At 38.7% G+C, this 12856-nt stretch carries 11 protein-coding genes; 8 read left to right on the top strand and 3 right to left on the bottom strand.

Going from position 1 to position 12856, the window contains the following annotated elements; all coding sequences use genetic code 11:
- Window positions 1-52: 52 nt before the first annotated feature.
- The 5 genes from lpdA (at window position 53) to NDN11_RS13975 (ending at window position 4723) form a co-directional block, all read left to right on the top strand.
- On the top strand, window positions 53-1486 hold the full coding sequence (gene lpdA, locus NDN11_RS13995; RefSeq protein ID WP_251109985.1) for a dihydrolipoyl dehydrogenase: 1434 nt from the start codon (window positions 53-55) through the stop codon (window positions 1484-1486).
- Between the two features lie 137 nt (window positions 1487-1623).
- Window positions 1624-2790, top strand: a complete 1167-nt coding sequence (sucC, locus tag NDN11_RS13990) for an ADP-forming succinate--CoA ligase subunit beta (protein WP_003655470.1) — start codon at window positions 1624-1626, stop codon at window positions 2788-2790.
- A gap of 12 nt (window positions 2791-2802) precedes the next feature.
- On the top strand, window positions 2803-3693 hold the full coding sequence (sucD, locus tag NDN11_RS13985) for a succinate--CoA ligase subunit alpha (protein ID WP_003655479.1): 891 nt from the start codon (window positions 2803-2805) through the stop codon (window positions 3691-3693).
- 197 nt (window positions 3694-3890) lie between these two features.
- Window positions 3891-4367 carry a DUF6985 domain-containing protein gene (locus tag NDN11_RS13980; protein WP_251109984.1) on the top strand — a complete coding sequence of 159 codons (477 nt, stop codon included), beginning with the start codon at window positions 3891-3893 and terminating at the stop codon, window positions 4365-4367.
- Window positions 4368-4387: 20 nt separating this feature from the next.
- Window positions 4388-4723 (top strand): hypothetical protein, encoded by a 336-nt coding sequence (locus tag NDN11_RS13975; protein ID WP_251109983.1) that lies wholly within the window; start codon window positions 4388-4390, stop codon window positions 4721-4723.
- Window positions 4724-4782: 59 nt separating this feature from the next.
- Here the strand turns inward: NDN11_RS13975 and NDN11_RS13970 are convergent, their stop codons facing one another.
- The 3 genes from NDN11_RS13970 to trpS all read right to left on the bottom strand — a co-directional run bounded on the left by NDN11_RS13970 (window position 4783) and on the right by trpS (window position 8597).
- A complete protein-coding gene (locus NDN11_RS13970) occupies window positions 4783-6492 on the bottom strand; it encodes a flotillin family protein (protein ID WP_251109982.1) in 1710 nt (569 codons plus the stop codon).
- A 30-nt stretch (window positions 6493-6522) separates the two neighbouring features.
- Entirely contained in the window at window positions 6523-7167 is a 645-nt protein-coding gene (locus tag NDN11_RS13965; protein WP_251109981.1) for a YqiJ family protein, read from the bottom strand.
- Between the two features lie 416 nt (window positions 7168-7583).
- On the bottom strand, window positions 7584-8597 hold the full coding sequence (trpS, locus tag NDN11_RS13960) for a tryptophan--tRNA ligase (RefSeq protein WP_004652187.1): 1014 nt from the start codon (window positions 8595-8597) through the stop codon (window positions 7584-7586).
- A 164-nt stretch (window positions 8598-8761) separates the two neighbouring features.
- Here trpS and NDN11_RS13955 point away from each other — a divergent pair, with 164 nt between their 5' ends.
- The 3 genes from NDN11_RS13955 to NDN11_RS13945 all read left to right on the top strand — a co-directional run bounded on the left by NDN11_RS13955 (window position 8762) and on the right by NDN11_RS13945 (window position 12400).
- Complete coding sequence (locus tag NDN11_RS13955) at window positions 8762-9691, top strand: DUF808 domain-containing protein (RefSeq protein WP_251109980.1); 930 nt, start codon at window positions 8762-8764, stop codon at window positions 9689-9691.
- Window positions 9692-9728: 37 nt separating this feature from the next.
- Window positions 9729-10619 (top strand): KPN_02809 family neutral zinc metallopeptidase, encoded by an 891-nt coding sequence (gene ypfJ, locus NDN11_RS13950; protein WP_167249544.1) that lies wholly within the window; start codon window positions 9729-9731, stop codon window positions 10617-10619.
- A gap of 281 nt (window positions 10620-10900) precedes the next feature.
- Window positions 10901-12400 (top strand): cation:proton antiporter, encoded by a 1500-nt coding sequence (locus NDN11_RS13945; protein ID WP_167249542.1) that lies wholly within the window; start codon window positions 10901-10903, stop codon window positions 12398-12400.
- Window positions 12401-12856 lie beyond the last annotated feature (456 nt).

The following is a 12856-nucleotide window of genomic DNA, read 5'->3' as shown; positions in this document are numbered from 1 at the left end:
TTTCCCCTCTTTGTGAAAGAGGCGGTTAGGGGGAGATTTAAGGAATAGAAAAATGTCTCAACAGTTTGATCTTGTTGTCATTGGCGGTGGACCTGGTGGTTATGAAGCGGCGATTCGTGCAGCTCAACTTGGTTTCAAAGTCGCTTGTATCGAAAAACGTATTCACAATGGTAAGCCATCTTTAGGCGGTACTTGTTTAAACGTTGGTTGTATCCCTTCTAAAGCATTGCTTGACTCTTCTCACCGTTACGAAGCAACTGTTCATGAACTTGCTGAACACGGCATCACGACAGGTGAAGTTAAATTTGATTTAAACACTTTGTTGGCACGTAAAGACAAAGTTGTAGATCAATTGACTGGTGGTGTTGCTCAATTACTTAAAGGTAATGGTATCGAGTGGTTACAAGGTACTGGTAAATTACTTGCAGGTAAAAAAGTAGAATTCACACCTTTTGAAGGCGAAGTACAGGTTTTAGAGCCGAAGTACGTGATTCTTGCGACGGGTTCTGTACCTGTAAATATTCCTGTAGCACCTGTTGATGAAGACTTAATTGTTGATTCTACTGGCGCATTGAAATTCTCAGAAGTTCCTAAGCGTCTTGGTGTTATTGGTGCTGGTGTTATCGGCTTAGAGCTTGGTTCTGTATGGCGTCGCCTTGGTTCAGAAGTTGTTGTGTTTGAAGCATTAGATGCATTCTTACCAATGGCAGATAAAGCACTGGCGAAGGAATATCAAAAAATCTTGAAAAAACAAGGTTTAGATATCCGTATCGGTGCAAAAGTTTCTGGTGCTGAAACCAATGGTCGCGAAGTAACGGTTAAATATAATCAAGCTGGTGAAGACAAAGAACAAGTTTTTGACAAGTTAATCGTTTGTGTAGGCCGTAAAGCGTATGCAGAAGGTTTATTGGCAGAAGACTCTGGCATTAAATTGACTGAACGTGGTTTAGTTGATGTAAATGATCAGTGCCAAACATCTGTAGAAGGTGTTTATGCAATTGGTGACTTAGTACGCGGTCCAATGCTTGCACATAAAGCAATGGAAGAGGGTGTAATGGCTGTTGAACGTATTCACGGTCATGCTGCTCAAGTGAACTATGACACAATCATCAGCGTTATTTATACGCATCCAGAAGCAGCTTGGGTTGGTTTAACTGAAGAACAAGCAGCTGAAAAAGGTCACGAAGTTAAAGCTGGTCAATTCCCGTTTGCGGTGAATGGTCGTGCGTTAGCTGCGGGTGATACTGCTGGTTTTGTGAAGTTCGTTGCTGATGCGAAAACAGATCGTCTTTTAGGTATGCACGTTGTGGGTCCTAATGCATCTGATATCGTACACCAAGGTATGATCGCGCTCGAGTTTGTTTCTTCTGTTGAAGACTTACAGTTGATGACTTTTGGTCACCCAACATTCTCAGAAGTTGTACATGAAGCAGCGCTTTCGGTTGATGGTCGTGCAATCCACGCCATTCAACGTAAGCGTAAATAAAACATAAAGTGTGGTTCGCCACACTTTTTTGAATGATGATGATTGTCTGGTTTAGACAAGCATTGATTCAATATGTAGCAGTCTGGTTTTAAGAAGATCAGGGCTGTATCACTACAAACAACATAGTAGGTAACTAAATGAACTTACATGAGTATCAAGCTAAAGCATTATTGAAAGAATATGGCATGCCAGTACAAGAAGGTATCTTGGCAACAAATGCAGACGAAGCAGTTGCTGCATTTGAACAGCTTGGTGGTAAATTCGCTGTAATGAAAGCGCAAGTTCATGCTGGTGGTCGTGGTAAGGCTGGCGGCGTTAAAGTTGCAAAATCTAAAGAAGATGTTATCGAATTTGCTAACAACATCATTGGTACTCGTCTTGTAACGTATCAAACAGATGCAAATGGTCAACCAGTTAACAGCATTATCGTTGCTGAAGACGTTTATCCAGTTGAACGTGAGCTTTACTTAGGCGCGGTTGTAGACCGTTCTAGCCGTCGTATTACTTTCATGGCTTCTACCGAAGGTGGTGTAGAAATCGAGAAAGTTGCAGAAGAAACGCCTGAAAAAATTATCAAAGTTGAAGTTGATCCATTAGTTGGCTTACAACCATTCCAAGCGCGTGAAGTTGCGTTTGCTTTAGGTTTGAAAGACAAGCAAATCAGCCAATTTGTAAAAATCATGGCTGCTGCTTACCAAGCATTTGTTGAAAATGACTTTGCATTATTCGAAATTAACCCACTTTCAGTTCGTGAAAATGGCGATATTTTATGTGTAGATGCGAAAGTAGGTATCGACTCTAACGCGCTTTACCGTTTACCTAAAGTTGCTGCTTTACGTGACAAGTCTCAAGAGAATGAGCGTGAATTGAAAGCATCTGAATTTGACCTTAACTATGTTGCTTTAGAAGGTAACATCGGTTGTATGGTGAACGGTGCTGGTCTTGCAATGGCAACGATGGACATCATCAAACTTTATGGTGGTCAGCCTGCAAACTTCCTTGACGTTGGTGGCGGTGCAACCAAAGAGCGTGTAATCGAAGCGTTCAAAATCATCCTTGCTGATACTTCTGTTCAAGGTGTTTTAATCAACATCTTCGGTGGTATCGTACGTTGTGACATGATTGCTGAAGCGATTATTGCAGCGGTTCAAGAAGTAAACGTAACTGTACCAGTTGTTGTTCGTTTAGAAGGTAACAACGCTGAGTTAGGTGCTAAATTACTTGATGAATCTGGTTTGAAATTAATTTCTGCGAACGGTTTATCTGATGCCGCAGAAAAAGTTGTAGCTGCAGTTAAAGCGTAAGGAGTATCAATCATGAGCGTATTAATTAATAAAGACACTAAAGTATTGGTACAAGGTTTTACTGGTAAAAACGGTACTTTCCACTCTGCACAAGCTTTAGACTACGGTACAAAAGTTGTTGGTGGTGTTACTCCAGGTAAAGGTGGTACAACTCACCTTGACCTACCAGTATTCAACACAATGAAAGAAGCTGTACGTGAAACAAATGCAGATGCATCTGTAATCTATGTACCAGCTCCATTCGTTTTAGACTCAATCGTTGAAGCGGTTGATTCAGGTGTTGGCTTAATCGTTGTGATCACTGAAGGTGTTCCAACTATCGACATGCTTAAAGCTAAACGCTATTTAGAAACTAACGGTAACGGTACTCGTTTAGTTGGTCCTAACTGCCCAGGCGTGATCACTCCAGGTGAATGTAAGATCGGTATTATGCCTGGTCACATCCACCAACCAGGTCGTATTGGTATCATCTCACGTTCAGGTACATTGACTTATGAAGCTGTTGCTCAAACAACTAAGCTTGGTTTAGGTCAGTCTACTTGTATCGGTATTGGTGGTGACCCAATCCCAGGCATGAACCAGATCGAAGCGCTTCAATTGTTCCAAGACGATCCAGATACTGATGCAATCATCATGATCGGTGAGATCGGTGGTACAGCGGAAGAAGAAGCTGCTGAATTCATCAAATCTAACGTGACTAAGCCTGTAGTCGGTTACATCGCGGGTGTAACTGCGCCTAAAGGTAAGCGTATGGGTCATGCTGGTGCGATCATTTCTGGTGGTCAAGGTACTGCTGAAGAGAAATTCGCTGCATTTGAACGTGCGGGAATGGCTTACACACGTAGCCCAGCTGAGCTTGGTTCTACTATGTTGCAAGTTTTAAAAGAGAAAGGTTTAGCGTAATACGTTAGATTTTAATCTTTAAAAAAACCCCAATGGAGACATTGGGGTTTTTTTATTGGAGTAATGTTATCTAGAAAATTCACATTTAATTTATGAGGGAATAGCTATGATAAAATATTTAATGTGGTTGTTTTTTGATAAATTTAAATCTTAATAAGAAAGTAATTGAGTTATAGATCTAATTTCTGGAACGTTATATGGAGTCGATTACGGGTATATCATTGGAAGGGATTGAGCCAGATGAATATGGCAGATATATTATTCCTTATGTCAGTGAAATTTTCGAAAAAGAAGTCACTTTAACTATTCCTACTGAAAGTGGAGTGATTGAAGAATGGCAATTAAATCTGGCTTACCAATTTTGTGAAAAAGAAAAAGAACTGAAAGAACAGATATTTGAAAGCATATTGGCTTATTATCACGACTGTTGGGTAGATTTAAAAGCTCAGTTCGGTGAGAATTTTGCCCATCTCATTCCCTCAGTAGAAAATGCCTCTCAACTTAAAGAACTACTGACTTCTGTTGGCATTTACATTGGGGAATTAGAGCCAAAAGATGAGGCTATTGGTTTGCTTTTTGAGTGTTCATGGGAACCAGAACATGGGCTAGGAGTATTAATCAACCATTGGGCAGTCAAAGAAGTAAGCCATCAAGATATTGCATTTACAATCTAACTATAAGTTCAAGTGAAATAATGAAAGCTAAACAAGAAATATTAGATCTGCTTAGTTTGCTCAAAGTATTTGATGCAAACTATGTAAGCGATGAAGATTGTTTAAAGCTGCATGGCTTGGATGTAAACAAGCCTGAGGATGTTATTACTGCTGTAAAGGTATTACTTTTGCCTGAGTTCCATACATACTCTCAGGTTTCGCAACAACGACTAATCACTCTACTTCATGCAACAATTTTGGATTCCAGCGAAGACTTTATTACGCTATTTGATCGTATTGAACTAGCATTTGATAATGAAATCATTGATAAACGTACTTTTATCTCTGCTTTATTGGCTGGGATTGAGTGTGTTTAATAATTTGTCTTGTTCCATTTTAATGTAATGGAACAAGACAATCCTGAAAAAAATTTATATTACTCAGCTTTTGGTTTAAGCCCTTGCGTTAAACCATTGATATCGCCACCTTGTAGGCCAAGTTCATTCATTAAACTGTCAATCAATGGTGCTTGTGAGCGGTAGCGTAGGGCACTATTTACCACTTGATCAGATAAAGAGGTTTGACTATTTTCAACCGTATCACTACCGACAGTACCGCCACCAGCAAAGCTACTTAGACCATTCACTTGTAAAATCTTGATGTCATCAATGTTTTCCATTGGTTTAACACTTTCACGAATGATCTCTGGTAAATGCTTTAATAGTGCCAAGCGCACTTGCATTTCTACCTGTTCAGCAGAAAGAGTATTGGCTGCTTCATTCACCGCACGCGCACCTTCCGCATCAACCTGATATTGTTTTTCCAACGCTTGAGCAAGTAGGATTTTTGCATCTGCTTCACCTTTAGCTTTTAAACGAATCTTTTCAGCTTCTGCTTCTGCGGCAATACGCACAGCTTCTGCTTCATCGGCAGCGGCTTTTTTACCAGCATCAGCAGCCACTGTAATCGCAATCGCTTCTTTCTCAGCGGTTTGTTTAGCTGCAACCAGCTCGACTGCTTTTTGACGCTCAGCACGTTGTGTTTCACGTACCGTCACAACTTCTTCCTCTGCTTTTACCGCTTCGGCACGGGCTTTGTCAGCTTGCGCCTTGGCTTCTGATTCAGCACGAGATTTTTCAGCAATGGCAATGGCGCGGTCTTGCTCAGCCAATTCAATCGTTTTCTTTTGTTCGACCTGTGCTTTTTGAATGAGCTGAGCTTTTTGGATATTTTCATTCTCTACATCACGAGCAGAAGCAATTCGTTTTAGTTCCACTTCACGCTCAGCCGCAATTTGAGCTTCTTCAGCTTCACGTTTTTTACCTGCTTCTTGAGAGGCGATTTCTGCGGTTTGTTCAGCTTTACGAATTGAGATTTCACGCTCTTGCTGTAACTTTGCATATTCTTCTTCACGCGAAATTTCTAAGCGTGCGCGTTCTGCTTCTAAGTTCTTTGCTCGAATCGCAAGGTCAGCATCTTGCTCAATGTCATTACGCTTTTTACGACGGTCTTCAATGGTTTCAGTCAGTTTGGTTAAACCTTCTGCATCGAACGCATTTTGCGGATTGAAGAATTTAAAGCTGGTTTGGTCGAGGCCTGTTAAAGATACGGTTTCAAGCTCCAAACCATTTTTTGATAAATCTTCAGACACCACTTGTTGAACTTTTTGTACAAAGTCGACACGCTTTTCATGGAGCTCTTCCATTGCCATTTCAGCAGCAACGGCACGAAGTGAATCAACAAATTTACCTTCCACCAGATCTTTAAGTTCAGGCGGGGACATGGTTTTACGTCCTAAGGTTTGTGCTGCCGTTGCAATTGATTCTGCAATCGGTTTTACACGGACATAGAACTCAGCCATGACATCAACACGCATACGGTCACGGGTAATGAGTGCTTGGTCGGCTGCACGCTTTACCTCGAGACGTAAAGTGTTCATGTTTACAGGAATAATCTCATGTAAAACTGGGAGGACAATCGCACCACCGTTTAAAATGACTTTTTCGCCACCAAAACCTGTACGTACAAAAGAAACCTCTTTACTCGAACGTGTATATAAACGCGCGATAACAATGCCAATAAAGATGAGTGCCGCAAAAATAATACCAGTAATAATTAAAATTTCAGTCAATGCTGAATTCAACATGTAAACACCCTCATGTATTAAATATAAAAATTAACAAGCAATCGCTTGGAATCCAATTTTGGTTCTTTGCGTTAAAATTACGTCTTGTCCTTGATGAAAAACAAGATCAAGTTCAGGCTCAACCAAGACATAATGAGTTTGACCAAATTGATCTTTAACTTTGGCCTGTGCAGGGGAGTTGGGTTTAGCATCCCCTAATATAATATGCGCTGTTCTACCAATTAAATCATCTGCTTGAATTGCAGTGGTTTCATCTTTAGGAATGATTTTGGCAATGAATGCAGCACTATAACGCACCAATGGCATGCATAAAAATAAGCAAACAGGTGCAATGATCCAAGCAGAGAGATAATGTTCTGTAAACTGATAGAACAAATCTTGAATGATTAAACCTGTGAGCGCATAAATAGTTAAGAAGATGATTAGCCAGATCAGTAAAGGTACTTTACCTAGATAAAGCCATTCTAAAAGTTGAGTCAGAACACTATCAGACTGCTCTAGAGAAAGGTCTGCATGATCAATATCAGTCAGGCTATCAGGTAAAAACTGTTCCAAGAAGCTAGCACTGCCACCGAATAATAGAAGAATTAATTCGAGAATGCCAATAAATAGACACAACATTAAAGCAATGCTAAAAACAATATTGGAAGGATGTGTTAAAAGATCCCAGATCATCACAATTACTCTTATTTCTTTTAGCGTTAATTAATAAATTTTTTATAGAAATAAAACAGTTATAAGAGTAAAACGAACTCGGCTAAATTTCAACCTAAATCGATCACATTATGGCGCGCGAAAAAAAACGCAATGATTGGGGTGATCACTGCGTTGAACAACGAATCTGTTTAAAACAGTTTCGGTTGAAAGGAGAAATGTCATGAGATTAGTGTTAACTAACCTACAACGCCATAGTATTTAAAAACCTGACTAAGTTCATCGGTATTCATGTTAACTACTGTTAATAGATGTTAAGAAGTGACGATAATTGTTAGTTTTGGATTTTTTGAAGGAGTTCTAAAATTAAACTTAAATCAAAAGGTTAAAATATAAAAAGCCCAATCATGGGCTTTTTATATGAAAAGTAACGCAAATTAGAATTTAAATAATCCAATTCCCGCTTTAACTTCATCAAGTGTTTGTTGGGTAATGATACGGCACTTTTCGGTACCTTGTTTCAATACATCCATAATGTAATCAGGATCTTTTTCTAGCTCAGCACGGCGTTCACGAATGGGCGCAATCAACTCTTGTAAAACACCTTCTAAACGTTTTTTCACAGTACCATCACCGAGACCACCACGACGATAATGTGCTTTTAATTCTTCCACTTCTTCTTTATTTGGATCAAACGCATCAAGGTAGGTAAAGACAATATTGCCTTCAACCTGACCTGGATCTTCAATACGTAAATGATTTGGATCGGTATACATTGCATTCACGGCTTTTTTGATGTCTTTATCAGTAGCATTCAGCACAATGGTATTGCCCAATGATTTAGACATTTTCGCCTTACCGTCGAAACCAGGCAAACGTGCCATATTTGATAAAAGCGCTTTACATTCTGGCAGCAAATCATGGCCAATTTGACGGTTAATACGACGTACTACTTCGTTAGTTTGTTCGATCATTGGCAGTTGATCTTCCCCAACAGGAACAACAGTCGCTTTAAATGCAGTAATGTCTGCTGCTTGTGCAATTGGGTAGCACAGGAAGCCTGCTGGAATATCACGCTCAAAGTTACGTAATTGAATCTCAGCTTTTACGGTTGGGTTACGCTCTAAACGTGCAACGGTCACGTAGTTGAGGTAAATCATGGTTAATTCATTTAGTGCAGGTAAACAAGATTGCACGCAGATGGTTGTTTTGCTTGGATCAATCCCGACAGCAAGATAATCAAGTGCAACTTGAAGAATATTGTTGCGTACCTTATCTGGATTATCTGCATTGTCTGTCATCGCTTGCGCATCAGCCAATAATAGATGTTGATGATGACTGTCTTGTAGACCTACACGAGAACGTAATGAACCGACAAAATGTCCAAGGTGGAGTTGTCCAGTTGGGCGGTCGCCTGTCAAAATGATGGGACGTTGATCAATATTACTCATGAGATGTTCCAAGATTCAGTAATTTCATAGATATAAGATTGATATTATTGTACGAGAAATAAATTTTTTTCGTCAGCGATTATTTTAACTTTTTCTCAAAATCATATTGTGATTTCACAGCGTGATTCTACAATAGCCCTATAAATACAAACTAGGAAATAAAAATGGCGAGTGGTTTATTATTATTACTTGATGATATTGCAACAATTTTAGATGATGTTGCGGTCATGAGTAAAATGGCAGCAAAGAAGACAGCAGGGGTATTGGGGGATGATTTAGCCCTCAATGCACAACAAGTCAGTGGTGTTCGTTCAGACCGCGAGTTACCTGTGGTTTGGAGTGTTGCTAAAGGATCATTTGTTAATAAGTTAATCTTAGTGCCTCTTGCCTTGCTCATTAGTGTTGTTGCGCCTTGGTTGATTAACCCATTATTGATGATTGGTGGTTTATTCCTTTGTTATGAAGGGGTCGAAAAAGTTGTGCATATGCTGCAACACAAAAAGGCCAAAACAGCAGAGGAAGCGAGTGAAAACCTACAACAGGTTGAAGTTGATTTAGCCAAATTTGAAAAAGAAAAAATTAAGGGAGCGATTCGAACCGATTTTATTCTTTCCGCTGAAATTGTGGTGATTTCGTTAGGTACAGTTGCAACAGCAGCATTTATGACTAAAGTGACAGTATTAAGTATTATTGCAATTGTCATGACCGTAGGGGTATATGGTCTGGTTGCAATGATTGTAAAAATTGATGATTTAGGTTTATATCTAACACAACAAGCTTCTGAATTTAAAAATAAAATCGGTCGTGGTTTACTTGGTTTTGCTCCAATCTTAATGAAAACACTTTCAATTGTTGGAACAGTTGCAATGTTTTTAGTTGGTGGCGGGATTATTAGCCATACCATTCCTTTATTGCATCATTTTACTGAAGAAACGGTCGATCATTTAGAGTTGATCCCAAGTGTCGGTTCAATCATTGGTGCCTTAACACCAACCCTGATTAACTTAGGCATTGGCTTGCTTGCAGGTGCAGTTGTGTTGATCGTTGTTATGCTCATTCAGAAGGTTTGGTCTAAAGTAAAGCCAGCCACTTAAACCTAGGTCGTCATCATCAGAATTATGTGAGGTAATTATGCGTTGGAAAGGTCGTCGAGTCAGTACCAATGTAGAAGACCGTCGCGGTGGTGGCGGAGCAAAAGCAGGTGGCATTAGTATTATTGGGCTAGTGGTCGCTTTTGTGGCTTGGAAGTTTTTTGGGGTTGACCCGCAGCAGGCCTATCAAGCGACACAAGCAGTAACAGCACAGTCTTCTCAGCAAGGCGGTGCACCACAAAATCTAACTGCTGAACAAAAAGAAGCCAGTGATTTTGTCGGTACTGTTTTGGCCGATACAGAAGATACATGGACCCCCATTTTTCAGCAGCTTGGGATGACCTATAAACCACCACGCCTTGTACTATTTAGTGGAGTAGATCGCTCTGGTTGTGGGACAGCACAAGCCGCTATGGGACCATTTTATTGTCCTGCTGATCAGAAAGTTTATATTGATACTTCTTTCTTTAAAGAAATGCGTCAACAAATGGGAATTTCTGGGGAACAGAATCAAACGGAACTTTCTCGTCAAGATCAGGCGGGGGATTTTGCCCAAGCTTATGTGATTGCGCATGAAGTTGGACATCATATTCAGAACTTATTAGGGATCTCTGGTCAGGTGCAGCAAGCACGAGCACAGGCTAGCCCCGCACAAGGTAATCAACTCTCTGTTCGTTTAGAATTACAGGCGGATTGTTTTGCAGGGATTTGGGCACATCAGAACCAAAAACGTACACAATTCCTTGAGCAGGGTGATATCGAAGAAGCAATGGATGCAGCCGAAAAAATTGGTGATGACTACTTACAACGTCGTGCGACTGGGCAAGTTGTACCAGATAGTTTTACCCATGGTACGAGTGAACAACGGATGCAATGGTTCCAGATTGGTCTGAAATCAGGTGATGTGAACCAGTGTAATACCTTTAAATAGGATGAAAAAGGAGCGTTGCTCCTTGATTTTTATACGGAAGATATACGAATCAGAAGAACAATTGACGTAAAATAGCATTGTCTATGCTGAATTGAGGATGATTGGTTTATTGTTGTGTCTAAACCATTTGTGAATAAAAGTTAAATAATAAGATGGATAAAATACAGCATAGGCCCTCATTCTTTATTCGATCACAAAGTCTTTTAAATTTATGATTTATCAAAGTTGTAAAATTTAAATAAAGTCTATGTTATTAAAATTGAATAAATTAAAGAGGTCGTATGGGTAATTTTTTTCTTTTGCAGGCTTTGACGGTCATTTTTGCTTTATCCATTGCGACGACCATTTTTAATAAACGAATTTTAGGTTTTCCTCAGGCGATTGGTGTTCCAATTGTCTCAGCTATTTTTGTCTTTATTTTGCAGTGGGGCGCCAGCCTATTAAATGGTAATCAGTTTATTACAATTAATATTCATAATATTGAGGCAGCTGTAAGAAATATTGATTTTTATGATTTTCTAATCAATGGCGTCATTTGCTTTATTTTAACTTCTTCTGCACTTAAATTTAGAATTTCAGACTTAAGGAATTACTGGAAGCCGATTAGTATTTTGGCAACAATAGCATTGGTATTATGTGCAGGATTTTATGCAGGATTATTGTATTTATTTCAATGGTTGGTTGGTTATCCCGTTCCAATTGGTGTTCTATTATTATTAGGTGCAGCACTTGGAGCAACAGATCCTATTGGGGTTAAGGGGGTGTTGAGTTCTATTCGGGCACCGCACCATCTGATTGTAAAGCTGGAAGGTGAGTCGTTATTTAATGATGCGATGTGTATTGCCTTATTTATGACATTATTAAAAGTTTTGCAGGGTGAGCATTTTTCATTATTAGCAACAATTGAAACTTTGTTATATGAAATATTTGTTGCTGTGATTATTGGTTTTGCTTTTGGTTTTGCGATCTTACGTTTACTGCGTGGTAAACATGAGATGGAATCTCTCATTCTAACTACGGCATTACTTGCTAGTGGTTCATATTTAGTTGCGTTATTTGCTCATGCATCTGCTCCGATTGCCTGTGTGATTGGTGGTTTGATTGTCGGCAATAAATGGCAAGAAATCCGTGAACAGAGAGAAATCCGCGAGGTGAATCATTTCTGGCATACGGTTGAAGGAATTATTAATTCATTCCTTTTTACTTTGATCGGTTTAGAGTTATTTATTCTTGATTTGAGTGCCAACTTAATTATTGGTGGAATCATTGCCTTTATTATTTTGCATTTATCTCGTTTTGCAGCGAATTTTGCCGCTTTTGCATTATTTCCATCATTCCGTAATAAAAGCTACAACGGTAGTTTAGCGATTCTTTCATGGGGTGGTGTTCGCGGAGGGATCTCACTGGCTTTGATCCTTGCAGTGGCGAATATTCCAGAATTGAGCCAATACAGTAGTATTCTGATTGGTTATACATTTATTAGTGTATTGCTATCTGGGGTGGTCTGTGGTCTAGGCTTACCGGGTGTGATGAATGCTTTCTATTACAATCCGAGTGAAGAGACACAGGGCTTGAAGGGCTTCTACCAACGTATGTGCAATAAGATGAATCGCCGTGGTTTTAAGTATATTGTTGGTGAAGATAGCCTAGGTAGAGAAACGATTACCATTTATAATCCTGAAATTTTATTGGACCAGAAAACGGAAGATGGTGTGGCGACAATGCATCATCCAAATAAGAGAGAAGAAGTTAAACGACTAGAGAATCCTGATAATTTTTAATTATATATTTTTGTTTTATGTTAAAAAAAGCCTTTTGTCATAAAAGGCTTTTATTTTATTAGGTGAATATTATTAAAATATTTATTAAATAAAGTTAAATAATATTTATTGGAAAGAAGGGTTTTATTTTGATTAAATAAGATATTTAAAATGTTTGTTAAATTTAATTTAAATACCTTTTTGGAATTTATTGGTTATTTTTATATTGTTTGTTTAAAAGTGTAAATTTAATTATTATTTAAAAAGTGTTATTCGCTTTTTGTTCTTTTAAATCATTATCTTATTTTATTATTAAAAAATATTACAATGTAAGTTTGTTTTTTTATTTTGTGAGCTATTTAACATTTATTATGTTTGATTTAAAGTGGTGCTGTGAAGTCTATCACTTAGAAACAATAATTTAAACTTAAGTTAATAATGTAATTAAGAGTTGATTAAGAATTAATAATTTATAAT

Source organism: Acinetobacter sp. C26M (assembly GCF_023702675.1).
GTDB lineage: Bacteria > Pseudomonadota > Gammaproteobacteria > Pseudomonadales > Moraxellaceae > Acinetobacter.
The sequence above is the reverse complement of the archived record's forward strand: the minus strand, read 5'-3'. Positions and strand labels throughout refer to the sequence as shown.